General features: G+C 69.9%; 23 protein-coding genes and 1 pseudogene. 15 read left to right on the plus strand and 9 right to left on the minus strand.

The genetic code is table 11. From position 1 onward, the window contains the following. The first annotated feature begins 54 nt into the window (after nt 1-54). Nucleotides 55-624, plus strand: a complete 570-nt coding sequence (locus F6J85_RS06780; protein WP_150927242.1) for a GNAT family N-acetyltransferase — start codon at nt 55-57, stop codon at nt 622-624. Here the strand turns inward: F6J85_RS06780 and F6J85_RS06785 are convergent. Beyond that, complete coding sequence (locus tag F6J85_RS06785) at nt 621-1,094, minus strand: NUDIX hydrolase (protein ID WP_150924365.1); 474 nt, start codon at nt 1,092-1,094, stop codon at nt 621-623. The genes F6J85_RS06780 and F6J85_RS06785 overlap by 4 nt on opposite strands. Before the next feature lie 116 nt (nt 1,095-1,210). On the opposite strand from F6J85_RS06785, the gene dnaE reads away from it, so the two are divergent. The 5 genes from dnaE (at nt 1,211) to F6J85_RS06810 (ending at nt 8,949) form a co-directional block, all read left to right on the plus strand. Beyond that, nucleotides 1,211-4,675, plus strand: coding sequence for a DNA polymerase III subunit alpha (dnaE, locus tag F6J85_RS06790; protein ID WP_238707106.1), 3,465 nt, complete (start codon nt 1,211-1,213; stop codon nt 4,673-4,675). A gap of 85 nt (nt 4,676-4,760) precedes the next feature. Beyond that, nucleotides 4,761-5,987, plus strand: a complete 1,227-nt coding sequence (locus tag F6J85_RS17670) for a hypothetical protein (protein ID WP_238707079.1) — start codon at nt 4,761-4,763, stop codon at nt 5,985-5,987. 48 nt (nt 5,988-6,035) lie between these two features. Continuing rightward, complete coding sequence (gene hisD, locus F6J85_RS06800; RefSeq protein ID WP_150924367.1) at nt 6,036-7,364, plus strand: histidinol dehydrogenase; 1,329 nt, start codon at nt 6,036-6,038, stop codon at nt 7,362-7,364. A 25-nt stretch (nt 7,365-7,389) separates the two neighbouring features. Then, on the plus strand, nt 7,390-7,875 hold the full coding sequence (nrdR, locus tag F6J85_RS06805) for a transcriptional regulator NrdR (RefSeq protein WP_150924368.1): 486 nt from the start codon (nt 7,390-7,392) through the stop codon (nt 7,873-7,875). A 39-nt stretch (nt 7,876-7,914) separates the two neighbouring features. Further along, the gene (locus F6J85_RS06810) at nt 7,915-8,949 is read left to right on the plus strand and encodes a quinone-dependent dihydroorotate dehydrogenase (RefSeq protein WP_150924369.1); all 1,035 of its coding nucleotides are present in this window, start codon (nt 7,915-7,917) and stop codon (nt 8,947-8,949) included. Between the two features lie 142 nt (nt 8,950-9,091). Here the strand turns inward: F6J85_RS06810 and F6J85_RS06815 are convergent, their stop codons facing one another. Continuing rightward, nucleotides 9,092-9,664 carry a DUF3043 domain-containing protein gene (locus F6J85_RS06815; RefSeq protein WP_150919149.1) on the minus strand — a complete coding sequence of 191 codons (573 nt, stop codon included), beginning with the start codon at nt 9,662-9,664 and terminating at the stop codon, nt 9,092-9,094. Nucleotides 9,665-9,709: 45 nt separating this feature from the next. On the opposite strand from F6J85_RS06815, the pseudogene F6J85_RS06820 reads away from it, so the two are divergent. The 6 genes and pseudogenes from F6J85_RS06820 to F6J85_RS06845 all read left to right on the plus strand — a co-directional run bounded on the left by F6J85_RS06820 (nt 9,710) and on the right by F6J85_RS06845 (nt 15,605). Then, nucleotides 9,710-11,103 (plus strand): annotated as a pseudogene (locus F6J85_RS06820) (M20/M25/M40 family metallo-hydrolase). A 75-nt stretch (nt 11,104-11,178) separates the two neighbouring features. Continuing rightward, nucleotides 11,179-11,544, plus strand: coding sequence for a HesB/IscA family protein (locus F6J85_RS06825; RefSeq protein WP_150919145.1), 366 nt, complete (start codon nt 11,179-11,181; stop codon nt 11,542-11,544). Between the two features lie 176 nt (nt 11,545-11,720). Next, complete coding sequence (ctaC, locus tag F6J85_RS06830) at nt 11,721-12,608, plus strand: aa3-type cytochrome oxidase subunit II (protein WP_150919143.1); 888 nt, start codon at nt 11,721-11,723, stop codon at nt 12,606-12,608. Between the two features lie 6 nt (nt 12,609-12,614). Then, entirely contained in the window at nt 12,615-14,378 is a 1,764-nt protein-coding gene (gene ctaD / locus F6J85_RS06835; RefSeq protein WP_150919141.1) for an aa3-type cytochrome oxidase subunit I, read from the plus strand. Then, a complete protein-coding gene (locus F6J85_RS06840; RefSeq protein WP_150924370.1) occupies nt 14,378-14,809 on the plus strand; it encodes a cytochrome c oxidase subunit 4 in 432 nt (143 codons plus the stop codon). Before ctaD ends, F6J85_RS06840 begins: the two co-directional genes overlap by 1 nt. 7 nt (nt 14,810-14,816) lie before the next feature. After that, complete coding sequence (locus F6J85_RS06845) at nt 14,817-15,605, plus strand: PP2C family protein-serine/threonine phosphatase (protein WP_150924371.1); 789 nt, start codon at nt 14,817-14,819, stop codon at nt 15,603-15,605. Here the strand turns inward: F6J85_RS06845 and F6J85_RS06850 are convergent. The 7 genes from F6J85_RS06850 to ctaE form a co-directional block, all read right to left on the minus strand. Next, nucleotides 15,575-16,396, minus strand: a complete 822-nt coding sequence (locus F6J85_RS06850; RefSeq protein WP_150924372.1) for a cytochrome c oxidase assembly protein — start codon at nt 16,394-16,396, stop codon at nt 15,575-15,577. The two genes, F6J85_RS06845 and F6J85_RS06850, sit on opposite strands and share 31 nt — an antisense overlap. Beyond that, nucleotides 16,393-16,908, minus strand: a complete 516-nt coding sequence (locus F6J85_RS06855; RefSeq protein WP_150924373.1) for a DUF2243 domain-containing protein — start codon at nt 16,906-16,908, stop codon at nt 16,393-16,395. The genes F6J85_RS06850 and F6J85_RS06855 overlap by 4 nt, the downstream gene beginning before the upstream one ends. 63 nt (nt 16,909-16,971) lie before the next feature. After that, nucleotides 16,972-17,397, minus strand: a complete 426-nt coding sequence (locus F6J85_RS06860; protein ID WP_150924374.1) for a rhodanese-like domain-containing protein — start codon at nt 17,395-17,397, stop codon at nt 16,972-16,974. 120 nt (nt 17,398-17,517) lie between these two features. Then, on the minus strand, nt 17,518-19,299 hold the full coding sequence (gene qcrB / locus F6J85_RS06865) for a cytochrome bc1 complex cytochrome b subunit (protein ID WP_150927244.1): 1,782 nt from the start codon (nt 19,297-19,299) through the stop codon (nt 17,518-17,520). Between the two features lie 59 nt (nt 19,300-19,358). Further along, the gene (gene qcrA, locus F6J85_RS06870; RefSeq protein ID WP_150924375.1) at nt 19,359-20,438 is read right to left on the minus strand and encodes a cytochrome bc1 complex Rieske iron-sulfur subunit; all 1,080 of its coding nucleotides are present in this window, start codon (nt 20,436-20,438) and stop codon (nt 19,359-19,361) included. A gap of 42 nt (nt 20,439-20,480) precedes the next feature. Then, nucleotides 20,481-21,287, minus strand: a complete 807-nt coding sequence (gene qcrC / locus F6J85_RS06875; protein WP_150924376.1) for a cytochrome bc1 complex diheme cytochrome c subunit — start codon at nt 21,285-21,287, stop codon at nt 20,481-20,483. A gap of 19 nt (nt 21,288-21,306) precedes the next feature. Continuing rightward, nucleotides 21,307-21,942: an aa3-type cytochrome oxidase subunit III gene (gene ctaE, locus F6J85_RS06880; protein WP_150919126.1), complete on the minus strand. Its 636-nt coding sequence runs from the start codon at nt 21,940-21,942 to the stop codon at nt 21,307-21,309. Nucleotides 21,943-22,095: 153 nt separating this feature from the next. Between ctaE and trpD the strand changes: the two genes are divergently transcribed. Genes trpD through F6J85_RS06895 form a run of 3 tightly spaced genes read left to right on the plus strand, consistent with a single transcriptional unit; the run spans nt 22,096 to nt 25,451 of the window. Then, entirely contained in the window at nt 22,096-23,157 is a 1,062-nt protein-coding gene (gene trpD / locus F6J85_RS06885; RefSeq protein WP_150924377.1) for an anthranilate phosphoribosyltransferase, read from the plus strand. Nucleotides 23,158-23,160: 3 nt separating this feature from the next. After that, a complete protein-coding gene (locus tag F6J85_RS06890; protein ID WP_150924378.1) occupies nt 23,161-24,153 on the plus strand; it encodes a PHP domain-containing protein in 993 nt (330 codons plus the stop codon). 20 nt (nt 24,154-24,173) lie between these two features. After that, nucleotides 24,174-25,451, plus strand: coding sequence for an MFS transporter (locus tag F6J85_RS06895; protein WP_150924379.1), 1,278 nt, complete (start codon nt 24,174-24,176; stop codon nt 25,449-25,451). The last annotated feature ends 6 nt before the right edge of the window (nt 25,452-25,457 follow it).

Below are 25,457 nucleotides of genomic sequence, written 5' to 3' on the forward strand. Positions count from 1 at the left end.
GATGCTCCGACCTCGGTGAGCGCGGCGTCGGGGGAGGATGCGACACTGGCGGGCATGACGGTGGACGTGCGAGGCGCGTCGTCCTTCGACGACGTGGCGACGATGGTCGGGCCCAAGCGGCCGGATGCGAACGTGTGCTGGTGCCTGAGCTACCGCATCCCGAGCCGGCGCAACCGCGAGCTGGTCGGCGAGGCGCGTGGCGAGTACGTGCGGGAGCTCTGCGCCCGCGACATCGCCCCCGGCGTGCTCGCCTACGACGGCGACGAGGTGGTGGGATGGGCCGGCGTGGCCCCGCGCGTCGACACGACGTTCGCGACGGCCCGGCTCATCCCGCACGTCGACGATCTCCCGGTGTGGTCGGTGTGGTGCATCCGCGTGCGGCCCGGTCACCGCGGCAAGGGCATCTCGCACGCGCTCGTGGCCGGCGCCGTCGACTTCGCCCGTGCTCATGGCGCGCCCGCGGTGGAGGGCTACCCGGTGGACAACGGCGGCGCGAAAGTCGATCTCACGATGGCATACGTGGGCACGCGGGCGCTGTTCGAGAAGGCCGGATTCGCCCTCGCGGCCGAGACCGGATCCCGCCTGGACGGCTTCCCGCGTGTGCTGATGCGGCTTCCGCTCTAGCGTCCACCGACGAAGGAAGCCGGATCGTCCTCGGCGACGGCGAGGGCGATCTTGCGCACGTGCTCGTGGGCGACGTCGGTGAGCTCGCCCAGGCCGTAGAACCCGACCTCGGTGAGCTCCCCGTCGGCCGGATGGGGTTCGCCGGAGACCCAGTCGCAGCGGAAGACCAGGTCGAGGTAGTCGACCTGGTCGCCGTTGGCGTACGTGATGCGGGGGACCTGCTGCACGAGGGCCAGCCGGGTCGCACGGACGGTGACGCCCGCCTCCTCGCGGCACTCGCGCACCACGGCATCCGCCGGCTCCTCGCCCGGGTCGACGATGCCCGACACCGGCTGCCAGCGGCCGTTGTCGGCACGCCTGCCGATCAGCACCTTCTCGTCGCGGAACACGATCGCGGTGACCCCGACCAGCGGCAGCGGGTCGTGCCCGATCTTCTCGCGCAGCGACAGGACGAACTCGGGCGTGGCCATGGTTCCACCCTAGGCGGCGCGCGCTGCCTCACCGCGGCCATGTGGGCGGGCGAACGTAGACTCGACTCGTGGCATCCGACTCCTTCGTTCACCTCCATGTGCACAGCGAGTACTCGATGCTCGACGGAGCCGCCCGCATCGGGCCGATGGTCCAGGAGGCCGTCCGCCAGGGGATGCCGGCGATCGCGGTCACCGACCACGGCAACACCTTCGCCGCGTACGAGTTCTACAAGACCGCCAAGGATGCCGGGATCAAGCCGATCATCGGCATCGAGGCGTACGTGACCCCCGGCACCCACCGTGCCGACAAGGCGCGCGTGCGGTGGGGGACGCCCGAGCAGAGCAGCGACGACGTATCGGGGTCGGGCGCATACACGCACATGACGCTGCTCTCGGAGACCACCGAGGGCATGCACAACCTCTTCCGGCTCTCCAGCAGGGCCTCGATCGAGGGGTACTACTTCAAGCCGCGCATGGATCGCGAGCTGCTGCAGACCTACAGCAAGGGACTGATCGCCACCACGGGCTGCCCGTCCGGCGAGGTGCAGACGCGCCTGCGGCTCGGCCAGTACGACGCCGCACGAGCGGCGGCGGCGGAGTTCCAGGACATCTTCGGCAAGGAGAACTACTTCGCCGAGATCATGGACCACGGCCTCTCCATCGAGCGCCGCGTCATGGGCGATCTGCTGAAGATCGCCAAAGACCTCGACATCCCGCTCGTGGGCACCAACGACCTGCACTACACCCACCAGCACGACGCCACCAGCCACGCCGCCCTGCTGTGCGTGCAGTCGGGGTCGACCCTCGACGACCCGAAACGGTTCAAGTTCGACGGCGACGGGTACTACGTCAAATCCCCGGCCGAGATGCGCCAGGTCTTCCGCGATCATCCCGAGGCCTGCGACAGCACGCTGCTGATCGCCGAGCGGTGCGACGTGGAGTTCAACACGTCGGCCAACTACATGCCGCGCTTCCCCGTGCCCGCGGGGGAGACCGAGGAGTCGTGGTTCATCAAGGAGGTCGAGAAGGGTCTCGAGTTCCGCTACCCCGACGGCATCCCCGCCGACGTCCGCCGCCAGGCCGAGTACGAGACCGGCGTCATCACCCAGATGGGCTTCCCCGGCTACTTCCTGGTCGTCGCCGACTTCATCAACTGGGCCAAGGACAACGGCATCCGCGTGGGTCCCGGCCGTGGATCGGGCGCCGGATCGATGGCCGCGTACGCGATGCGCATCACCGACCTCGACCCGCTGCAGCACGGCCTCATCTTCGAGCGCTTCCTCAACCCGGATCGCGTGTCCATGCCCGACTTCGACGTCGACTTCGACGACCGCCGCCGCGGCGAGGTCATCCAGTACGTCACCGAGAAGTACGGTGACGAGCGCGTCGCCCAGATCGTCACGTACGGCACCATCAAGGCCAAGCAGGCCCTCAAGGACGCCGGGCGGGTGCTGGGATTCCCCTTCAGCATGGGGGAGAAGCTGACCAAGGCCATGCCGCCGGCGGTGATGGGCAAGGACATGCCGCTGGACGGCATGTTCAACAGGGAGCACCCGCGCTACAAGGAGGCGGGGGAGTTCCGCACCCTCATCGAGACCGATCCCGAGGCCAAGACGGTCTTCGACACCGCCGTGGGACTGGAGAACCTCAAGCGCCAGTGGGGCGTGCACGCGGCGGGCGTGATCATGTCGAGCGAACCGCTCATCGACATCATCCCGATCATGCGTCGCGAGCAGGACGGCCAGATCGTCACGCAGTTCGACTACCCCGCGTGCGAGTCGCTCGGCCTCATCAAGATGGACTTCCTGGGGCTGCGCAACCTCACGATCATCAACGACGCGGTCGACAACATCCAGGCCAACCGCGGCCAGGAGCTCGTGCTGGAAGACCTGCCGCTGGATGACCAGGCCTCGTACGACCTGCTCTCCCGCGGTGACACGCTGGGCGTCTTCCAGCTCGACGGCGGGCCGATGCGGTCGCTCCTGCGCCTGATGAAGCCCGACAACTTCGAAGACATCTCCGCCGTCATCGCGCTGTACCGCCCCGGCCCCATGGGCGCGAACTCCCACATCAACTACGCCCTGCGCAAGAACGGCCAGCAGGAGATCACCCCGATCCACCCCGAGCTGGAAGAGCCGCTCAAGGACATCCTCGACACCACCTACGGCCTGATCATCTATCAGGAGCAGGTCATGGCGATCGCCCAGCGCGTCGCCGGGTTCTCGCTCGGGCAGGCAGACATCCTGCGTCGTGCGATGGGCAAGAAGAAGAAGTCCGAGCTCGACAAGCAGTACGAGGGCTTCCACGGCGGCATGGTGTCGCGCGGCTTCGGCGAGGCCGCGATCAAGTCGCTGTGGGACATCCTGCTGCCCTTCTCCGACTACGCCTTCAACAAGGCGCACTCGGCCGCGTACGGACTCGTGTCCTACTGGACGGCGTACCTGAAGTCGCACTATCCCGCCGAGTACATGGCGGCGCTGCTGACGAGCGTGGGCGACTCGAAGGACAAGATGGCGGTGTACCTGAACGAGTGCCGCCGCATGGGCATCCGGGTCCTCCCGCCCGACGTGAACGAGTCGATCCGCTTCTTCGCCGCCGTCGGCGAAGACATCCGCTTCGGCCTCGGCGCCGTGCGCAACGTCGGGGCCAACGTCGTGGACGGCATCGTCACGGCGCGACAGGAGGCGCCGTTCACCTCCTTCCACGACTTCCTCGCCAAGGTGCCGCTGCACGTGGCCAACAAGCGCACCGTGGAATCGCTCATCAAGGCCGGCGCGTACGACTCCCTCGGCGCCACCCGGCGCGCGCTCCTGGAGATCCACGAAGACGCCACCGAGGGCGCCGTCCTCGACAAGCGCCGCGAGGCCAACGGCGAGGTCGGGTTCGACTTCGACTCGCTGTGGGACGAGCCGCATCAGGTGGCGAAGGTCCCCGACCGCCCCGAGTGGACGAAGAAGGACAAGCTGGCCTTCGAGCGCGAGATGCTCGGACTGTACGTCTCCGACCACCCCCTCGCCGGTCTCGAGGTGGCGCTGGCCAAGCATGCCTCGATCGGCATCCACGACCTCCTCTCGTCGGAGGACGTGCAGGACGGCGACCAGGTCACGATCGCCGGACTGGTCACCTCCGTGCAGCACCGCGTGGCCAAACAGAGCGGCAACCCCTACGGCATGATCACCGTCGAGGACTTCAACGGGGAGGTCACCGTGATGTTCATGGGCAAGACCTACCAGGAGTTCTCGCCCGTCCTGCAGGCCGACGCCATCCTCGTCGTGCGCGGGCGCGTCTCGCGGCGCGACGACGGCCTCAACCTGCACGCGCAGTCGGCGTTCTCACCCGACCTGGGGGCGCTGGACGAGTCGGGCCCGCTCGTGCTGCTCATGCCCGAGCAGCGTGCTTCGGAAGACCTGGTGACCGAGCTTGCCGGCGTGCTGCGCCGTCACAGCGGAGACACCGAGGTCACCCTCAAGCTGCACAAGGCCGGCACCGCGAAGGTGTTCGAGGTTCCCCTGCCCGTCCGGGTGACGGCCGACCTCTTCGGCGAGCTCAAGGGCCTGCTCGGCCCCAATTGCCTGGGCTGATCGTCGCTGTCAACCGGCGGTGCGATCCTGCGATGCGCCGCCGACCGTGAGTAGGATCATCCCCGCCCCCTTGGAGAGGACCATTGTGACTGACCCCGAACTGGACGACACCACCATCGCCCGCGCGCCTGCTGCCGCCGCCCGCGAGGATGCTGCCGCCGCCCGCGAGGATGCCGGCGCGGCGGACGCCCCCGCCACCGAGACGCCGGCTGCGGAGGCGGCGACCCTCGACGCGCAGCCCGCCGAGGCCCGAGGAACCGACCAGGAGAACCCGCCGCAGTACGGGGTGGGGCCGTTCACCGTGCGCGAGGTCGCACTCACGGGCGTGTGGCTCGTGGCCTTCATCGTGTCCTTCTTCCCGCTGAACATCGTCGGGGGCAACGCGCGCCCGCTCTTCGGCGGCGACAACGTGTGGGTCTCGGGTCTGTCCTGGATCCTCGCGATCGGCCTGCCCACCGTCGCGGTCTTCCTCCTGGTGCTGCGGCGCCTCTCGCCGCAGGGCATCCGCCGGGTCGGATCCCTCGGCATCGACCAGTTCGCCTCCGTGGCGTTCTCGGTGGCGGCGCTGGTGTGGCTGACGTGGCTGTGGGACACGATCGCCATCGTGATCGAAACCGAGTTCTGGACCCGCTCGTGGGTCGTGTGGGTCGAGGTCGTCCTCATGCTCGCCGGCGTCGCGCTGACCGTGTTCGCCCCGATCATCCCCGTGCTCGAGCAGGACTTCCAGGCCCGCCCCGAGGCGCCCGCGCACCGCAACGCCCGACCCGTCCGCGCCGTCACCCCGCGCCCGGTCCGCGAGCGTCCCGCGCGCCAGCAGGCCCCGCACGCCGCTGCTCCCGCCCCCGTCGACGGGACCGCGTTCGGCGGAGGCCCGCAGCACGCCTACGACCCCGCGGCCGCGCCCACCACGGCGTACGACGCTCCGCAGCCGGCCCCTGCGCCCGAGACGGCCGCCGAGCCCGTCGCGCAGCCGGCGACGGCCCAGGACACCGGATCGTACGACACCGACGTGTTCGCCCCCCTGCACGACGAGCAGGCACCTGCCGCCGGCGACACGCAGACCCAGGAGTGGGACCCGACCGACGACACCGTCGCATCCGTCTCGCACAGCGCCCCGGTGCAGCAGCAGGCGTTCTGGGCGCTCGTCCCGGTCGAGCGCGACGTGGTCGACGAGTACGGTGCGCCGCTGTTCCGCATCGGCCCGACCGCGTGGGCGCTCGTGCTCGAAGACCGCGGTGAGGTCTTCGTCGTGCGCCACGAGGACGGCCGCATCGGCTACCTGCACGACGTCAGCGGCGTGACCCGCGGCTGACGCCTGACGCGCATCATCGGCGGGTGGCGCGCGCGGTAGCCTGGAGGGATGCTTCGCACCATCGACCTGCGCGGTCGCGCCCTCACCGCAGCCGAGCTGCTGGAGGCCGTCCCGCGCGCCGCCGCGGCCCGCGATGAAGCCCTCGCGACGGCCGCGGCGATCGTCGCCGACGTCGCCGAGCGCGGTGAGACGGCCCTGCGCGAGCAGGCCGAGCGCTTCGACGGCGTCAGCGGCCACGCCGTGCGCGTGCCCGGGGAACACCTGGCCGAGGCGGTCGCCACGCTGGACCCCGCCGTGCGCTCGGCGCTGGAAGAGGCCATCCGGCGCGTCCGGCAGGCCTCGGCGGCCCAGGTGCCCGCGCCCGTGACCACCGAGCTCGGCGCCGGCGCACGGGTGACGCAGCGCTGGCAGCCCGTGCGGCGCGTGGGGGTGTACGTGCCGGGCGGCAAGGCCGCCTACCCCTCCAGCGTCGTCATGAACGTCGTGCCGGCCCAGGTCGCGGGTGTCGACGAGGTGGCGCTGGCCTCGCCCCCGCAGCGCGAGTTCGGCGGCCGCGTGCACCCGGTCATCCTCGCCGCAGCCCATCTGCTGGGCGTCACGGAGGTCTACGCGATGGGCGGCGCCGGAGCGATCGGTGCGTTCACCTCCGGCGTGGCGTCGCTCGACCTGGAACCGGTGGACTGCGTCACCGGGCCCGGCAACAACTTCGTCGCATCCGCCAAGCGTGCCGTCGCCGGCCGCGTCGGCACCGACTCCGAGGCCGGAGCAACCGAGATCCTCGTGGTGGCCGACGCCACCGCCGACGCCGATCTCGTCGCCGCCGACCTGGTGAGCCAGGCCGAGCACGACGAGCAGGCCTCCGCCGTGCTCGTGACCGATTCGCCGGAGCTGGCCGCTGCAGTGGCGGATGCGGTGGCCGAACGGGCCCGGCGCACGCGGCACTCCGCGCGGGTGCAGGCCGCCCTCGGTGGCCCGCAGTCCGCGATCGTGCTCGTCGACGACGCCGATGCCGCCGTCGCCTTCAGTAACGCGTACGCGCCGGAGCACCTCGAACTGCACGTGGCCGAGCCGCGGCCGGAGCGGTTCGTGCACGCCGGTGCGATCTTCGTCGGCCCGTACACGCCTGTGAGCCTCGGGGACTACCTCGCCGGCAGCAACCACGTGCTGCCCACCGGGGGTCAGGCGCGATACGCCGCCGGCCTTTCGGCGGCGACGTTCCTGCGTCCGCAGCAGGTCATCGAGTACGACCGTGACGGGCTGTCCGTCGTCAGCGACGCGATCGTCGCCCTCGCGGAGGCCGAGGCCCTGCCCGCGCACGGCGAGGCCGTCACCGCGCGCTTCCCTGGACCGGGAGGGACGGACACACGCGAGGGGTGACCTCGTCGCGTAGTCTGTCGATGCCATGCACTGCCCTTTCTGCCGTCATCCCGATTCCCGCGTCATCGATTCCCGCACGAGCGACGACGGCCTCAGCATCCGCCGTCGCCGCCAGTGCCCCGAATGCGGCGGACGCTTCTCGACCGTCGAGACGGCGAGCCTGAACATCATCAAGCGGTCGGGCGTCATCGAGCCGTTCAGCCGCGAGAAGGTCATGTCGGGCGTGCGCAAGGCGTGCCAGGGCCGGCCGGTCACCGAAGCCGACCTCGCGATGCTCGCCCAGCGCGTCGAGGAGGCGGTGCGCCAGACGGGGGCGTCGCAGGTGGAGGCGAACGAGATCGGCCTGGCGATCCTCGGTCCGCTCCGCGAACTCGACGAGGTCGCGTACCTGCGATTCGCCAGCGTGTACCAGGCGTTCGAGTCGCTGGAGGACTTCGAGACGGCCATCGGCCTGCTCCGCGCCGACCACTCGGCACGCCGCGCAGCCGGTGCGGCCTCCCTCGCCGAATAGCGCCGTCGCCGAATAGCGCCGTCCTCTAGGCTGGCGGGGATGTACCCCACCCTCTTCCGCCTCGTGCTCTCGCGCATCGATCCCGAGCGCGCGCACCACCTCGCCATCCCGGTCATCCGTCTGCTGGGGGTCCCGCCCTTCGCGTGGATCACCCGCCGGCTGACCGCACCCGCGCCGGCGCTGCGCACCGAGGCGCTGGGGCTCGTGTTCGATTCGCCGTTCGGGGTCGCGGCGGGCTTCGACAAGGACGTGCGGATGGTCCAGGGCCTGGGCGCGCTGGGCTTCGGGCACGTCGAGATCGGCACGGTCACCGCCCTGCCCCAGCCCGGCAACCCGCGGCCGCGGCTGTTCCGGCTGATCCCCGATCGCGCCGTGATCAACCGGATGGGATTCAACAACGCCGGGGCGGAGGCCGCTGCCGCGCGGCTGGAACGGCTGCACCGTCGACGCACGCGACCGGTCATCGGTGTGAACATCGGCAAGAGCCGGGTCGTGCAGGTCGAGGACGCCACCGGCGACTACGTCCGCAGCACGCGACTGCTCGCCCCGCTGGCCGACTACCTCGTGGTCAACGTCTCCTCACCGAACACGCCGGGGCTCCGCGGGCTGCAGGCGGTGGACACGCTGCGCCCTCTCCTGACGGCCGTGCGGGATGCGGCGGGGGAGACGCCGCTGCTCGTGAAGATCGCGCCAGACCTCGCCGACGACGAGGTGCAGGCGATCGCGCGGCTCGCGGTGGACCTGGGGCTGGCCGGGCTCATCGCCACGAACACGACGCTCTCCCGTGAGGGGCTGCGCACACCGCCCGAGGTCGTCGCGGCCGCGGGGGAGGGCGGCCTGTCCGGTGCCCCGCTGAAGGCGCGGGCGATGGCGGTGCTGCGCCTCGTGCGCGCCGTCGTGCCGCCGGAGTTCGCCGTCGTCTCCGTCGGCGGGGTCGAGACCGCCGCCGACGTGCGCGAGCGACTGGACGCGGGGGCGACCCTCGTGCAGGGCTACACCGGGTTCCTGTACCGCGGCCCGCTGTGGGCGCGGCAGATCAACCGCGCCCTCGCCGCATCCGCTCGTTCCGCGTAGCACCACGTCGCAGCTTCGCGAGACTGCAGCCTGCCGACGAGACCGCGACATAATGTCGCTGTTTCGTCGGCTGCGTGCAGTCTCGCGGACGGGACGGACGGGACGGGCGGACGGGAGGGCGGGCGGAGCCGGGAGGGGCGGGTCAGGCGGGGTGCTGACCGCGCTTGACCTGGGGCTTGGGCAGGCGCATGAAGCGCATCTGCACGGTGCGCATCGCGGCGTACCATCCCAGGCCCTTCTCCATGCGCGTCGCGCCGAACTTCTCGCGCGCGGCACGCTTGACGCGGATGGAGGTGAGGATCATGTCGCCGACGACGAAGAGGATGTAGATCCACAGCGCCACGAACGCCCAGTACTGGAACACCGCCAGCGGGATGAGGGTCGCGACGATGACCAGGACCATGAACGGCATGACGCCTTCGCCCAGGTGCCACCCGGCGTCGACGAAGTCGCGGGCGAACTTGCGCTGCGGGCCCTTGTCGCGCGCGGGCAGGTAGCGCTCGTCACCGGCGGCCATGCCGAGACGGGCCTTCTCGCGCCGGGCGGCGAGCTCTGCGCGCGCGCGGGCCTTGGCCTCCTTGGTGTCGGCCACGAGCGGGCGCTTGCGCGCGGCCTCCCGTTCGGCGCGCGTCGGCGTCGCGCGTCCCTTGCCGGAGCCCGGACGGGCGGGGTCGACGGGAGCGTCGTTGGACGCGGGGGCGGGAGTCTTGGCCACGGGGAACCTCGGAGACATCGGATGCGGGCTCTTAAGATTACCCGCATGACCCCCGAACCGTCCCGCCGTGACGCCGTGCGCGCCGCCGCCGCATCCGTCCTCCCCGCCGCCCTCGCCGATCTCGGCACCCTCGTGCGCATCCCCTCCGTCGCGTGGCCCGCGTTCGACCAGACCCAGGTGGCCCGAAGCGCCGAGGCGGTCGCCGCCCTCTTCCGGGGCCTGGACTTCTTCGATCGCGTCGAGGTGACCACCGCCGCCATCCCCGGCACCGACGAGCACGGCCAGCCGGCGGTGCTGGCCACGCGCGCGGCGCGCAACGGCCGCCCCACCGTGCTGCTGTACGCGCACCACGACGTCCAGCCCGCCGGCGACGAGGCGCTGTGGGACTCCCCGCCCTTCGAGCCGACCGTGCGCGACGGCCGCCTGTACGGCCGGGGAGCGGCCGACGACAAGGCGGGCGTCATGGCGCACGTGGCGGCACTGCGCGCGCTCATCCAGGCGCTCGGGCGCGACGTCGACCTCGGAGTCGCGGTGTTCATCGAGGGCGAGGAGGAGTTCGGGTCGCGCTCGTTCGGGCAGTTCCTCGCCGACAACGCCGACGCGCTCCGCGCCGACGCCATCGTCGTGGCTGACTCCGGCAACTGGGACGAGCGCACTCCGGCGCTGACGGTCTCGCTGCGCGGGAACGCGCGCTTCACCCTGCGTGTGCGCACGCTCGAGCACGCGTCGCACTCGGGCATGTTCGGGGGAGCGGTCCCCGACGCGATGCTCGCCACCGTGAAGCTCCTGGCCACCCTGTGGGACGACGAGGGCGCCGTGGCCGTGGCGGGCATGACGGCGCGGGATGCGGCGACACCCGACTACAGCGAGGAGACGCTGCGCTCGGAGGCCGGGCTGCCCGACGGCGTCTCGCCGATCGGGCGGGGGCCGATCCTCAGCCGCCTGTGGAATCAGCCCTCGATCACGGTCACGGGCATCGACGCCACGAGCGTCGCGGCGGCATCCAACACCCTCGCGCCGGAGATCTCCGTCGTGATCAGCGCGCGCGTGGCCCCGGGCAGTCCGCCCAGGAGGCGTACGCGGCGATGCAGGCGCATCTGCGCGCACACGCCCCCTTCGGTGCGGAGCTGACCTTCTCCGACGTCGACCTCGGTGACGGCTTCCTCGTCGACACCGGCGGATGGGCCGTGGAAGATGTGCGCAAGGCGTTCGAAGAGGGCTACGGGGTGCCCAGCGTCGACGTCGGCGTGGGCGGATCGATCCCGTTCATCGCCGACCTCGTGCACCAGTTCCCCGGAGCCCAGATCCTCGTCACCGGAGTGGAGGATCCGCACTCGCGCGCGCACAGCCCCAACGAGTCGCTGCACCTGGACACCTTCCGTCACGCCGTGGCGGCCGAGGCGCTCTTGCTGGAGAGCCTGGACGCGCGCACGGTGTGAACCGCCGTCCGCGCGCGGGGGCGGCGTAGACTCTGAAAGTCCGAACCGCGACCCGCACCGACGAAAGGGCCTGTCATGACCGACACCGCGCTGTCGACCGACCAGACCGTCCGCGACCACGGTGTCGCCTTGACCGACGCCGCCGCCGGCAAGATCCGCAGCCTCCTCGACCAGGAAGGGCGCGACGACCTGCGCCTGCGCGTGGCCGTTCAGCCCGGCGGATGCTCCGGCCTGATCTACCAGCTGTACTTCGACGAGCGTTTCCTCGACGGTGACAAGGCCGTCGACTTCGACGGCGTGGAGGTCATCGTCGACGAGATGAGCGTGCCGTACCTGGACGGCGCGACGATCGACTTCAAGGACACGATCTCGGAGCAGGGTTTCACGATCGACAACCCCAACGCCGCCGGCAGCTGCGCCTGCGGCGACAGCTTCCACTGACCCCTGCGGCCGGGGGACCCCGGCCACGAACGACACGCCAAGACCCGCGGCTCGGGAGCGAAAATCGCCCCGTCCCGCGGGTTTTCGCGTCTGCCAGCCTGAGCGGTTGGCCTGAGAAGCGTGAGAGCTTGCTCTAGACTGACGGAAGCAACATTCACGTCCCGGAAAGGTGCACCGTGCCCTCGAAACGCCGCCTCCGCTGGGCCGCCCTCCCGGTTGGGATCGCGACGGCTGCAGTGCTCGCCGGGTGTAGCCCGACCCAGCTCCACGGGTATCTGCCCGGTTTCCAGGAGGATGGCGTCCCCACCACCAACCGCGTCGACATGGTCGCCGGTCTGTGGGTGAACTCGTGGATCGTGCTGCTGGTCGTGGGCCTGGTGACGTGGGGCCTCATGCTGTGGGCCGCCGTCGCATACCGCCGGCGCAAGGGCCAGACGGGCCTGCCCGTGCAGCTGCGCTACAACATGCCGATCGAGATCTTCTACACGGTCGTGCCCCTGATCCTCGTGGTCGGGTTCTTCGCCTTCACCGCACGCGACCAGGACATCCTCGAGACGCAGTACGAAGACCCCGAGGTCTCCATCACCGCGTACGGCAAGCAGTGGGCGTGGGACTTCCAGTACAACGGCGAGGACGAGGACTTCTCCGACGCCGTGTGGAGCATGGGCGTGCAGGCCGAGCCCGAGGGCGACGGATACGTCGACCAGGACGCCCTGCCCACGCTCTACCTGCCCGTGGACAAGACGGTGCGGATCGAACTGCAGTCGCGCGATGTCGCGCACTCCTTCTGGGTCATCGACTTCCTGTACAAGAAGGACATGTACCTCGGGCGCGACAACTTCTGGTCGTTCACCCCGACGCGAGAGGGCACCTACGCCGGCAAGTGCGCCGAGCTGTGCGGTGAATACCACTCCGCGATGCTGTTCAACGTCAAGGTCGTCAGCGAGGCGGAGTACGAGGACTACCTCGAGACCCTCCGCGACGCAGGACAGACCGGCGACATCGACGAGGCCTACGACCGACTCCAGGGCAACACCGGGTTCGGGCGCGCCGAGGAAGGCTAAGCGAGCATGACCACCACGCTTCCCCCCCAAGAGTCGGCTCCAGGCCGCCCCACGACGCTTCCGCCGCGGCAGGCGGCGCTGCTGACCGGTTCGCGCGTCGAGCGCAAGGGCAACATCATCGTCAAGTGGATCACCTCCACCGACCACAAGACGATCGGGTACCTGTACCTCATCGCCTCGGTGATGTTCTTCATGCTCGGCGGTGTGATGGCGCTGATCATCCGCGCCGAGCTGTTCGAGCCGGGCATGCAGATCGTGCCGACGAAGGAGCAGTACAACCAGCTGTTCACGATGCACGGCACGATCATGCTGCTGATGTTCGCGACGCCGCTGTTCGCCGGCTTCGCCAACGCGATCCTGCCGCTGCAGATCGGTGCGCCCGACGTGGCGTTCCCGCGTCTGAACGCCTTCGCGTTCTGGCTGTTCCTGTTCGGCTCGCTCATCGCCGTCTCCGGCTTCCTCACCCCCGCCGGTGCCGCCGGATTCGGGTGGTTCGCCTACCAGCCACTGGCCAATGCGAGCTTCTCGCCAGGTGTCGGCGGGAACCTGTGGATGCTGGGCCTGGGCATGAGCGGGTTCGGAACGATCCTCGGCGCGGTGAACTTCATCACCACGATCCTGACGATGCGTGCCCCCGGCATGACCATGTGGCGCATGCCGATCTTCACGTGGAACACCCTCATTACGAGCATCCTCATCCTGATGGCGTTCCCCGTGCTGGCCGCCGCGATCCTGGCCGCCGCCTCCGACCGCGTGCTCGGTTCGCACATCTACGACCCGGCCGCCGGCGGTGTGCTGCTGTGGCAGCACCTGTTCTGGTTCTTCGGGCATCCAGAGGTGTACATCATCGCGCTGCCGTTCTTCGGCATCGTCTCGGAGATCTTCCCGGTCTTCAGCCGCAAGCCGATCTTCGGGTACAAGACCCTCGTGTACGCGACGATCGCGATCGCCGCCCTCTCGGTGGCGGTGTGGGCGCACCACATGTACGTCACGGGCGCCGTGCTCCTGCCGTTCTTCGCTCTCATGACGATGCTCATCGCGGTGCCCACGGGCGTGAAGATCTTCAACTGGATCGGCACGATGTGGCGCGGCTCGCTCACGTTCGAGACCCCGATGGTCTTCTCCCTCGGATTCCTGGTGTCGTTCGTGTTCGGCGGTCTGACGGGCGTCATCCTGGCCTCGCCGCCGCTGGACTTCCACCTGTCGGACTCCTACTTCGTCGTGGCGCACTTCCACTACGTCGTGTTCGGCACCGTGGTGTTCGCGATGTTCGCCGGGTTCTACTTCTGGTGGCCGAAGTGGACGGGCCGGATGCTGAACGAGCGCCTCGGCTACATCCACTTCTGGATGCTGTTCATCGGCTTCCACATGACGTTCCTCATCCAGCACTGGCTGGGTGTGGACGGTATGGTCCGCCGCTACGCGGACTACTCGCCGCAGGACAACTGGACGTGGGAGAACCAGGTCTCCACCGTGGGTGCGATGATCCTGGGCGCCTCGATGATCCCGTTCCTGCTGAACGTGTGGATCACCGCGCGCAAGGCGCCGCGGATCACCGTCAACGACCCGTGGGGCTACGGCGCGTCGCTCGAATGGGCCACGTCGTGCCCGCCGCCGCGGCACAACTTCACGTCGATCCCGCGGATCCGCAGCGAGCGTCCCGCGTTCGACCTGAACCACCCCGAAGCCGGCGTGCCGGTCGGCGTGGGTCCGGCCAAGGACGCCCCTGATGCCCCGGTCGTCGACGCCGCCGAGGGAGAGGTCAAGTAATGCGCACCAATGTCGGCCTCTGGTGGCTGCTGTCGGTCTTCTTCCTCGTGGTGGGCATCGCCTACACCGTGTGGGCGATGCTCTTCTACACCGGTGACGTCCTCACGCGCATCGAGTGGGTGGGAACGGTCGCGCTCGTCTTCGCCGCGCTGATGGCCGCCCTGATCGCGTTCTACGTGCAGCGCGTGCACCGGGCGCAGGGCGGCGAGCTGCCCGAAGACATCCTCACCGCCGACATCGACGACGGCGACCCCGAGATGGGTGAATTCAGCCCCTGGTCGTGGTGGCCCATCGTGCTCGCCTTCTCGGCGGCCATCGCGATGATCGGCCTGGCCGTCGGCGCGTGGCTCATGCCCATCGGCATCGCCATCTTCGCCGTCGCCATCGTGGGCTGGGTGTTCGAGTACTACCGCGGATACTTCGCACGCTGAGCAGCGCGTGCCGATCCGCCTGAGCGCGGCCGCCGTCTCCGACGTCGGCTCCCACCGCAAGACCAACCAGGACGCCGCCTTCACGGCGTCGTGGGGGGCCGCGGTGGCCGACGGCGTGGGCGGCGGGCCCTCGGGCGACCTCGCCTCCGCCGCCCTCGTGCACCGTCTGGTGGCAGGGCCGGTGGGCGCATCGGATGCGGAGGCCCTCATCGTCCGCATCCGCGAGGCGAATTGGGACCTGCGTGCGCACGTGCTGCGCGATCCCTCGCTGCAGGGGATGTCGACGACCTTCACGGGCTTGTTCGTGGGCGCCGGCGGATCCCTCCTCGTGGCGCACACCGGCGACTCCCGCGGCTACCTGCTGCGCGACGGCTGGTTCACGCGCGAGACGCGTGACGACTCGTACGTGCAGGCGCTCGTGGACTCGGGCCTGCTGGCGCCCGAGGCGGCGGCGACACATCCTCGTCGCAACATCATCACGGCCTCCCTCGGCGGCGGTGAGGAGGACGTCGTGTCGGTGAGCGAACGGCAGCCGATCGCCGGCGACCGATGGCTGCTGTGCAGCGACGGTGTCACCGACTACGCTCCCGAGACCGATGTGGCAGCGCTCCTGGGGGCGGGCAGGAGCCCGCGCGACACGGCTGCGGACATCGTCGCGTACGCGTTGCAGGCCGGCAGCGCCGACAACGTCACGGCGGTCGTATGCGATGTCCTGGACGACGAAGCGGCCGACACGGGCCCGATCTTCTTCGGCTCGGCGGCGGGCTACTTCGCCGAGGACGTCGAGACGGGCTGACCGCCCACGCGCAGGTCGCGCCCGGCCGCGCGATACCAGTCTGCGCAGAAGACGACGATGAGCGCCGCTTCCACCCACGCGCCGGCGTAGTACATCAGCTGCGCGCCCGCCTCCGCCTCAGCGAGCGGGACGGATGCGGGGGGCTGGGCGTACAGGTACTTCGCCAGGATCGCGTGCGAGGCGATCGCCAGCACGAGGACGACGGCGACGACGGGGCGCGAGGGCCGATGCGGGGCGGGATCGCGCCCGATGACCGCCGAGGTGAAGAGGAAACCCGCAGCCAGCAGGTGCGCGTGGACGAGGACGTGCACGAGCGGATCGCTCATCGCCTCGAAGACGGGTGTCAGGTAGATCGCCCACAAACCGCCGGCGCTGAGGAGCGCGGCCGTCACCGGGTGGCTGATCACGCGTGCCGCCGGTGAGAGCAGGAGGGCTGACAGCCGCCGCGCGGGCGTCACCGACAGTGTGCGCAGGGCCAGGGTGACGGGCGCGGCGAGCACGAGCAGCACGGGCGCGAGCATGCCGGCCAGCAGATGGGTGCCCATGTGCGCGACGTAGTCGTCATGCGCGGTGGCGGCGAGGGGGCCGGTGACCGCCGCCGCGCCCAGGGTCACACCCGCGATCCAGGCGACCACCCGTGCGCGCGGCCATCCGCGCCCACGCCGATGGGAGACGACCACCGCCGCGACGTACATCACGATCGCCAGGGCGGCCACGGCGAGGACGAGGCCGTCCAGGAACCCGCCCGCGTCGCCCGCGTGCGCATGGCCTCCCGTGCCCTGCGCAGTCACGTCGCCTCCGCGTGTGCACGTGCCCGCGCGGGAGAGGTGCGGACGATCAGGACGAGGCCGGCCGCCAGCAGCACCGCCGCAGAGACGTTCCAGGCGATGTCATACGCCAGCAGGTTCTCGACGTAGCGGATCTGATGCAGCCCCATGACCTTGTGCTGGATCAGACCGTCGTACAGCTGGAAGCCGCCCGCGCCCGCCAGGACGCCCCCGATCCAGCGCGGCCACCACAGCGCATCCCGTCGGCGCAGATCGGCGAGGAGGAACAGGCCGGCGATGGTGGCGAACCAGCTGATCGCGTGGAACACACCGTCCGAGACCAGGCCGAGCTCGGTCGTGCCCCGGTCGTAGAAGTGGTGCCAGTGCAGGAGCTGATGGAAGACCGCCTCGTCGACGAAGGCCACCAGCCCCACACCGAACAGCACGCCCGACCACACGTTCTGCGCCGACCGGGCGGCCCGCCGCGTGAGGACTGTGGCGGACGAAGAGGGGGAACCGGGGCCGGATGTGGTCATGCTTCCAGCCTCTCCGGTGCGCCTTCCGGCAGGGGAAGGGCTGGACAGCGCCCCGCGCCGGCGCTACGCGAGCTGCGACGCGGGGGCGCGGACCACCATGACGAGCGGATCGAACACGCGGGCCAGGGGGCCCTCGTCGTTCTCGACGGGCTGGCCCTCGCGCACCCAGTACTCATATCCGCCGATCATCTCCCTGACGGAGTAACCGAGCTCGGCGAAGGCCAGTGCCCCCTTCACCCCGGCGTTGCAGCCCGGACTCCAGCAGTACACGACCACGGGCACCTCTGGATCGATCTCGTACGGCGCCCGCTCGGCGATCTGCCGGTAGGGGAGGTGCACGGCGCCGGGGATGCGGCCCTGGGCCCATGCGTCGGCGCCACGGACGTCGACCAGGGTGAGCGGTTCGCCGGCGTTCAGTGCGGCATAGACGTCCGAGGGGTCGGTCTCGGCGGTGAGGCGTGCGCGGAAGTGGGCGGCGGGGTGAGACATGCGCTCAGGCTAGGGGCGCGCCGCCCACGGGTGAGGAGCGCGGAGTGCCGAGGCGCGGTGGAATCCTGCCAGGCATGCGGAAGGCCCCGATCCGCAGAGCGGACCGGGGCCTTCCGGGTGTCACTTGGCGGTGTCGTCGCCGTGCGGCTCGTTGAGCTCGTCCAGGCGCTTGGGCGAGGGGAATTCGCCGACCGCGACCTGGTCATGGGGGGCGGCCACCGGGCGTCCCTCCTCGATCGCACGCTGGTTGGAGCCCTCGAGCTCCTCCTCGGCGTCGTGCGTGACGTGATCGAGGTCGTGGCGCTGGTGCGCGGCCGCGGCATCCAGCTCGGACTGCGTGAGCGGGGTGAGGCGGTCTTCGAAGAACCACCGCGAGAACCCGGCGCGCAGGTGCTCGTGCCACGGGATGCGTCCCTGCGCGTTCGGCCGCACCACCAGGGGGGCGTAGTTGTCGACGTCCATGAGCTTCCAGCGCTCGTACTCGTCGACGGGCTGGTGCACCTCGATGTACTCGCCACCGGGCAGACGCACGATGCGTCCGGACTCGTAGCCGTGCAGGACGATCTCGCGGTCCTTCTTCTGCAGTGCGAGGCAGATCCGCTTCGTGACGAAGTAGGCGATGATCGGCCCGACGATCAGCAGTGCCTGCAGGCCGTGGATGACGCCCTCCATCGTGAGCCAGAAGTGGGTCGCGATGATGTCGGAGGATGCCGCCGCCCACAGGACCGCGTAGAACGTGACACCGGCGGCGCCGATGGCGGTGCGGGTCGGGGCGTTGCGCGGACGCTGCGCGAGGTGGTGCTCGCGCTTGTCACCGGTGATCCACGCCTCGATGAAGGGGTAGATCAGGACGAGGACGATGAACAGGCCCAGGACGGCCAGCGGGATCAGGATGTTCCACGACCACGTGCGGTCCCACAGGACGAACTCGAGGTGCGGGGGAACCAGTCGCAGAGCGCCGTCGGCGAAGCCGATGTACCAGTCGGGCTGGGTACCGGCAGACACGGGGGAGGGGTCGTACGGACCGTAGTTCCAGACCGGGTTGATCGTGAACAGTGAGGCGATCAGGACGATCACACCGAACGTGATGAAGAAGAACCCGCCCATCTTCGACATGTACACGGGCATCATCGGGTAGCCCACGACGTTGTCGTTCGTGCGGCCGGGGCCGGCGAACTGCGTGTGCTTGTTGATGATCATCAGCATGAGGTGCACGACCAGCAGCGCCACCAGGATCGCCGGCAACAGCAGGATGTGCAGCGTGTACAGGCGTCCGACGATCGCGGTGCCGGGGAACTCTCCGCCGAACAGCAGGAACGAGATCCACGTGCCGACCACCGGGATGCCCTTGACCATGCCGTCGATGATGCGCAGACCGTTGCCGGAGAGCAGGTCGTCGGGCAGCGAGTAGCCGGTGAAGCCCTCACCCATCGCGAGGATGAAGAGGATGAAGCCGACCACCCAGTTCAGCTCGCGCGGCTTGCGGAACGCACCGGTGAAGAACACGCGCAGCATGTGCACGCCGATACCGGCGACGAACACGAGCGCTGCCCAGTGGTGGATCTGACGGACCAGGAGCCCGCCGCGCAGGTCGAAGGAGATGCTGAGGGTCGACTCGAGCGCGGCCGACATCGCGATGCCGCGCATCGGCTCGTACGCGCCGTCGTAGTGGGTCTCCACCATCGAGGCGTCGAAGAAGAACGTCAGGAACGTGCCGGACAGCAGCACGACCACGAAGCTCCACAGCGCGATCTCACCGAGCATGAACGACCAGTGGTCGGGGAAGATCTTGCGGCCGAGTTCCTTGACGAAACCGGAGATGCTCGTGCGCTCGTCGATGTAGTTCGACGCGGCGCCGACGAAACGTCCGCCGAGGGGCTTTCCATCACGGCCGGCGTTCACCGGTCCGGTGTGGCTGGCCGGTTCGGTGGTGACGTTATCCGTGGGATGAGTCGTGGTGCTCAATGGCGCTCCCAGAAGCTCGGGCCGACGGGCTCGTGGAAGTCACTGCGAGCGACGAGGTAACCCTCGTCATCCACGGTGATCGGAAGCTGCGGCAGGGGACGGGCGGCGGGGCCGAAGATGACGGCCGCACCATTGGCGACGTCGAACTGCGACTGGTGGCAGGGGCACAGCAGGTGGTGCGTGTGCTGTTCGTAGAGGGCGACGGGGCATCCGACGTGCGTGCAGACCTTCGAGTACGCGACGATGCCGTCGTACGACCAGTCCTTCTTGTCGTCGGACTCGATGAGGTCTTCGGGCATCAGGCGCATGAGCAGCACGATGGCCTTGGCCTTCTCCTCGAGGTAGCCGTCGTGGTGGCTGACCTCGGCGAGGTCTTCGGGGATGACGTGGAACGCCGAGCCCAGCGTGACCTCCGAGGCGCGGATGGGGCGGCCGGACGGGTCGTGCGCCAGGCGGGTGCCTTCCTTCCACATCGTGTGGCTCATGAGGTAGACCGGGTCACCCGCGTGCGGGTGCTCGGGGGTGTTCTCCGGCGCGAGGCCGCGGAACAGCGTGATGCCGGGGAGGATCGATGCGGCCAGCGCGGCGAACAGCGAGTTGCGGATCATCGTCCGCCGGCCGAACCCGGACTCCTCGTTGGCGGCGGCGAAGGCCTGGACGGCGGCCGCGCGCGTGGAGTCCCGTCCGCGCGTGGCGTGACGCGGCTCGATGTACTCCTTGTCGGACATGATCGCCTTGGACCAGTGGATCGCGCCCAGCCCGATGGCCAGGAGCGCCAGGCCGATGCCGAGCCCGACGAAGAGGTTGTTGTTGCGGATGTCGATCAGCGCGCCGGACTCGATCGGGAAGAGCATGTAGGCGGCGATGGCCCAGATGCTCGCGGCGACCGAGAGATAGAACAGCGTGTAGACGGTGCGGACCGCACGGCGCATGGCCTTGGGGTCCTTGTCGGTCATCCGTTCGCGGTGCGGCGGGAGTTCCGGGCTTCGCACGGGATCCGTCACCGCGACCGCGAGCCCGGAAGACGGCTTCCAGGAAGCCCTCTCGTGCTCGAGCGCGTCGTCCTCGTGTGCCATGGTGCTCCTCGTGCGTTCCGAAATGTCGTTAGTCGGCAGGTGTCAGTTGGATTTCGCCGTGATCCACACGGTGAGCGCGATCAGCGAGCCGATTCCGAAGACCCAGATGAACAGGCCCTCCGAGACGGGGCCGAGCGAGCCGAGCGCGTAACCGCCGGGGGACTCCGCCTCCTGCAGGAAGACGAGGTACGCGATGATGTCGCGCTTGTCCTCGAGAGTCAGGTTCAAGTCGTTGAAGACCGGCATGTTCTGCGGTCCGGTGACCATCGCCGCGTACATGTTCAGCGGCGTGGTGGTGTGCAGGCCTGGGGCGTACTTGCCCTCGGTCAGCGCACCGCCCGCGCCGGCGACGTTGTGGCACATCGCGCAGTTGATGCGGAACAGCTCCGCACCGTGGGACAGGTCGGCGCCTTCACCCTCGAGCACCTCGGCCTCGGGGTAGGTCGGGCCGGGAGCGGTCGACTGCACGAAGGCGGCCATCGCATCGATCTGCTCTTCGGTGAACTGCACCGGCTTCTGCGGGGCCTGGGGCGACTGCGCCTGCATCGGCATACGGCCGGTGGACACCTGGAAGTGCACCGACAGCTCGCCGACGCCGTACAGCGACGGGCCGTTCTCGCTGCCCTGGAGGTCGAGTCCGTGGCAGGTCGCGCAGTTGGCCTGGAACAGCTTCTTGCCGTCTTCCACCGTGAGGGTGGCGTTGGCGGGGGATTCGTCTTCGGTGGCGGCGATGGCCGCCGTCGCGCCGGCGTACAGTCCGCCGGTGACGAGCAGTCCGATACCGATCAGTGCGGCCGCGGCCAGGGGGCTCCGGCGGCCGGTCGAGCGTCGCTTCTTCTCACGTGCCATGTCGAGGTGCAGCTCCGCTCTATTTCAGGAAGTAGATGACGAGGAACAGGGCGATCCAGACGACGTCGACGAAGTGCCAGTAGTAGGACACGACGATCGAGGTGGTCATCTCTTTGCGCCCGAAGTTCTTGACGGCGTACGCGCGGCCGATCACGAACAGGAAGGCGATGAGCCCGCCGGTGACGTGCAGTGCGTGGAACCCGGTGGTGAGGTAGAACGCCGACGCGTACGGGTTGGCCGTGATGGGCATGCCCTCGGCGACCAGCTGCGCGTACTCCCACACCTGACCCGACACGAAGATCGCGCCCAGGGCGAAGGTGAGGTAGAACCACTCGACCATGCCCCACTTCAGGGGGCTGCCGCCGGTGCGGTACGGCTGGTAGCGCTCGGCCGCGAAGACACCCATCTGGCACGTGACCGAGGACAGCACGAGGATGATCGTGTTGACGGTCGCGTAGGGAACGTTCAGCAGTTGGGTCTCTTCGGCCCACAGCTCAGGCGAGGTGCTGCGCAGTGTGAAGTAGATCGCGAAGAGGCCGGCGAAGAACATCACTTCGCTGCCCAGCCAGACGATGGTGCCAACGGCGACCGGGTCGGGCCGTTTCACGGACCGGAGGGCCTGGGGGTATGTCGCTGGCGTGGTCACACTCCCCATTATGGCCGATACCGAGGCCGTCGTTTGGCACCGGCGATGCCCGATTCGCCTCACCCGGGACTTAGGGAGGCCTAAGAATCGCCCGCGAGTTGGCTGCGGGTCCTCCGAGAGCCCTTCCCGGCGGCCGGAACGGGCGCTGGATAGGATCGCTGCATGGCGGAGCGGTATGGGTGGCCCGAACTTCTCACGAGTCTTCTGGGCGGAGAAGACCTGAGCGTCTCGGAGTCGACGTGGGCGATGCGCCGCGTCATGAGCGGCGAGGCGACCCCGTCCCAGCTGGCCGGTTTCCTCGTCGCGCTGCGGGCCAAGGGCGAGACGGTGGATGAGATCGTGGGGTTCCGCGACGCGATCCTCGAGGCGGCGCTCCCGCTGCCCGTCCCCGCCGACGTGCTCGACATCGTCGGCACCGGCGGCGATCGTTACGGCACTGTGAACGTCTCGAGCATGGCGGCCATCGTCGCCGCCGCATCCGGTGTCCCCGTCGTCAAGCACGGCAACCGGGCGGCCAGTTCGTCGTCGGGCTCGTCGGACGTGCTCGCGGCGCTGGGCATCGACCTGGCGCTGAGCCCCGAGGCCGTCGCCGAGACGCTCGCCCGCACGGGCATCACGTTCGCCTTCGCCGCGGCGTTCCACCCCGGCTTCCGTCACGCGGGGCCCACGCGCGCAGAACTGGGCGTGCCCACCGTCTTCAACTTCCTCGGCCCCCTGTGCAACCCCGCCCGCGCCGAGGCCAACGCCGTGGGCGTGGCGCAGCTGGACCGCGTGCCGCTGATCACCGGCGTCTTCCGCACGCGCGGTGCGACGGCGCTGGTCTTCCGCGGCGACGACGGCCTGGACGAGCTGACCACGACGGGCCACAGCCGGCTGTGGGAGATCAGCCTCGGAGACGTGCACGAGCACGACCTCGACCCGCGGGATCTCGGCATCCCGCTGGCCGACATCGACGACCTGCTGGGCGGTGACCCTGCGCACAACGCCGCAGTCGTGCGCCGCGTCCTCGCCGGTGATCCGGGGCCCGTGCGCGACATCGTGCTGCTCAACGCCGCCGCCGGAATCGTGGCCTACCGGCTGTTCCGCGATCCCGCTCAGGCACAGCAGCCCATCGTGGAACGGCTCGCGCAGGCTCGCGACGAGGCGGCCGAGGCCATCGACGACGGCCGGGCCGCCGCGAAGCTGGACGCGTGGGTGGCGGCAACGCACGAGCTGGCAGGCTGACCCGTGGACCCGCTCGACGCCCTCACCGAGATCGCGTATCTGCTCGAGCGGGAGCGGTCGAGCAGGTACAAGTCCAAGGCGTTCCGGGCCGCCGCAGACGCGATCGCCGGTCTCGACGACGCGCAGCTGCGGGATCCGGGTCTGCGCCGGCGCAAGGGCATCGGCGAGTCGACGTACACCGTCATCCAGCAGGCGCTGGCCGGCGACGTGCCGGAGTACCTCGTCGTCCTGCGTGAGAAGGCCGGTGTCGCGGGCCCCTCCGACCTGCGTGCCGCGCTCCGCGGCGACCTGCACAGCCACAGCGACTGGTCCGACGGGCTCACCCCCATCGAGGCGATGGTGGATTCCGCGCGGCGCCTGGGCCACGAGTACCTGGCTCTGACCGATCACTCGCCGCGGCTGCGCGTCGCCAACGGCCTGTCTCCCGAGCGGCTGCGAGAGCAGCTGGGCGTGGTGGCGGGTCTGAGCGGCGAGGGGTTCGCGCTGCTCAGCGGCATCGAGGTCGACATCCTCGAAGACGGGGCGCTCGACCAGGAGCCCGGCTTGCTGGACCAGCTGGATGTCGTCGTCGCGTCGGCGCATTCCCTGCTGCGGATGGAGCGTGCTCCCATGACCCGGCGATTCGTCGCCGCCGTCTCCAGCCCGCACGTGGATGTGCTGGGGCACGTCACGGGGCGGCTGGTCGAGGGTGCGCGGGGCACGCGCCCGCAGTCGACGTTCGACCCCGTGGCCGTGTTCGAGGCGTGCGCGGCGCACGGCGTCGCGGTGGAGATCAACTCCCGGCCCGAGCGCCAGGATCCGCCCGACGACCTGCTGGCGATCGCGCTGGAGAAGGGGTGCCTGTTCGCGATCGACTCCGACGCCCATGCTCCCGGACAGCTGTCGCTGCTGGACTACGGCGCGGCGCGCGCCGAGCGCGCCGGCGTTCCCGCCGAGCGCATCGTGACGACGTGGCCGCTGGCGAAGCTGCGGGAGTGGCTCGGCCGCGACCGGTGAGCCGCTCGTAAACTGGGGGGATGACCTCCGGGCGTGCGCCTGCCGCCGGGCGGGCACTGCCGTGGCTGCTGATCTGGGGTGTGCTCGTCGCGGCGCTGAGCCTGCGCGGTCCCATCGTCTCGCCCACCCCCGTGCTGCGCGACATCGAACGCGACCTCGGCCTGACCCCCGCATCGGTTGCGCTGCTGACGACGGCGCCCGTGCTGATGTTCGCCATCCTGACCCCGGTGGCCGCGTTCGTGATCCGCCGCTCGGGGCCCGAACGGGCGCTCCTGATCACCCTCGCCGGCGTGCTCGTGGGGACGGTCATGCGGGCCGTGCCGGGTTTCGGGTGGATGCTGGCGGGCACGGTCGTGATCGGCGCCGCCATCACGATCGGCAATGTCGTCATCCCCGTCATCATCCGCCGCGACGTGCCGCCCCCGCGCGTGAGCCTGGTGACCGCCGCCTACGTGGCGATGCTCAACGCCGGGTCGCTGCTGACGTCGCTGCTGACCGCCCCGCTGGCCGCACTCACGGGGTGGCCGGTGGCGCTCCTGCTGTGGTCGCTGCTGACGGTGGCGGGCATCCTCCTGTGGGGCGCGCACCTCGCCCGATGGCGTCGCGCAGGCGTCGACCCCGACACGAGGTACTCCGGCGAGGACCCCGTGCGGCCGGTGGCGACCGACGAGATCGATCCGCGCACCCTCACCGGTCCCATGCCCGTGATCTCCGCACACGGCGGTTCGTTCCTGCGCCGCCCGGTGCCGTGGCTGCTCCTGGCGACCTTCGCGTGCCAGACGTTCATCTACTTCGGCCTCACCACGTGGCTGCCGGTGATCTCCGGCGATCTGCTCGCGCTGGATCAGACGGCTGCGGGTGCCCTGGCGTCGATCTTCCAGGGCGCGGGCATCGTCGGCGCGTTCGTGGTGCCGCTGCTGACGCGGGTCGCGCCGTCGTGGGTGACGGTGGCGATCATCAGCGGCAGCTGGCTCATCCTCACCGTTGGGGTGCTCACGGCGCCGTCGCTGATGATCGTGTGGCTGTCCATCGGCGCGATCGGTCACTCCGGCGGTTTCGTCGCAATCTTCAGCGCACTCGTGCAGGGCGCGCGCTCCGACAGTGAAGCCGCCGGCATGTCGGCCCTCGTGCAGGGCGGCGGCTACGCGATCGGGGCACTGGCCGGACCCGTGCTGGGCGCACTGTACGCGGCCGTCGGCGACTGGTCGGGGGCGCTGACGCTGCTGATCGTCGTGGCGGTGGTGTACACCGTCCTGCTGGCGGCGTCCTTCATCGCAGTCCGTCGCGCGGCCCTCTGACCCGTA

It is taken from the genome of Microbacterium lushaniae, assembly GCF_008727775.1.
Taxonomy (GTDB): domain Bacteria; phylum Actinomycetota; class Actinomycetes; order Actinomycetales; family Microbacteriaceae; genus Microbacterium; species Microbacterium lushaniae.

Bases quoted from the DNA above. Each gene is read 5' to 3' on its own strand.
- F6J85_RS06780 (WP_150927242.1), top strand. From the start codon at position 55: ATGACGGTGGACGTGCGAGGCGCGTCGTCCTTCGACGACGTGGCGACG.
- F6J85_RS06785 (WP_150924365.1), bottom strand. From the start codon at position 1,094: ATGGCCACGCCCGAGTTCGTCCTGTCGCTGCGCGAGAAGATCGGGCAC.
- dnaE (WP_238707106.1), top strand. From the start codon at position 1,211: ATGCTCGACGGAGCCGCCCGCATCGGGCCGATGGTCCAGGAGGCCGTC.
- hisD (WP_150924367.1), top strand. From the start codon at position 6,036: ATGCTTCGCACCATCGACCTGCGCGGTCGCGCCCTCACCGCAGCCGAG.
- nrdR (WP_150924368.1), top strand. From the start codon at position 7,390: ATGCACTGCCCTTTCTGCCGTCATCCCGATTCCCGCGTCATCGATTCC.
- F6J85_RS06810 (WP_150924369.1), top strand. From the start codon at position 7,915: ATGTACCCCACCCTCTTCCGCCTCGTGCTCTCGCGCATCGATCCCGAG.
- F6J85_RS06825 (WP_150919145.1), top strand. From the start codon at position 11,179: ATGACCGACACCGCGCTGTCGACCGACCAGACCGTCCGCGACCACGGT.
- ctaD (WP_150919141.1), top strand. From the start codon at position 12,615: ATGACCACCACGCTTCCCCCCCAAGAGTCGGCTCCAGGCCGCCCCACG.
- F6J85_RS06840 (WP_150924370.1), top strand. From the start codon at position 14,378: ATGCGCACCAATGTCGGCCTCTGGTGGCTGCTGTCGGTCTTCTTCCTC.
- F6J85_RS06855 (WP_150924373.1), bottom strand. From the start codon at position 16,908: ATGACCACATCCGGCCCCGGTTCCCCCTCTTCGTCCGCCACAGTCCTC.
- F6J85_RS06860 (WP_150924374.1), bottom strand. From the start codon at position 17,397: ATGTCTCACCCCGCCGCCCACTTCCGCGCACGCCTCACCGCCGAGACC.
- qcrA (WP_150924375.1), bottom strand. From the start codon at position 20,438: ATGGCACACGAGGACGACGCGCTCGAGCACGAGAGGGCTTCCTGGAAG.
- qcrC (WP_150924376.1), bottom strand. From the start codon at position 21,287: ATGGCACGTGAGAAGAAGCGACGCTCGACCGGCCGCCGGAGCCCCCTG.
- ctaE (WP_150919126.1), bottom strand. From the start codon at position 21,942: ATGGGGAGTGTGACCACGCCAGCGACATACCCCCAGGCCCTCCGGTCC.
- trpD (WP_150924377.1), top strand. From the start codon at position 22,096: ATGGCGGAGCGGTATGGGTGGCCCGAACTTCTCACGAGTCTTCTGGGC.
- F6J85_RS06895 (WP_150924379.1), top strand. From the start codon at position 24,174: ATGACCTCCGGGCGTGCGCCTGCCGCCGGGCGGGCACTGCCGTGGCTG.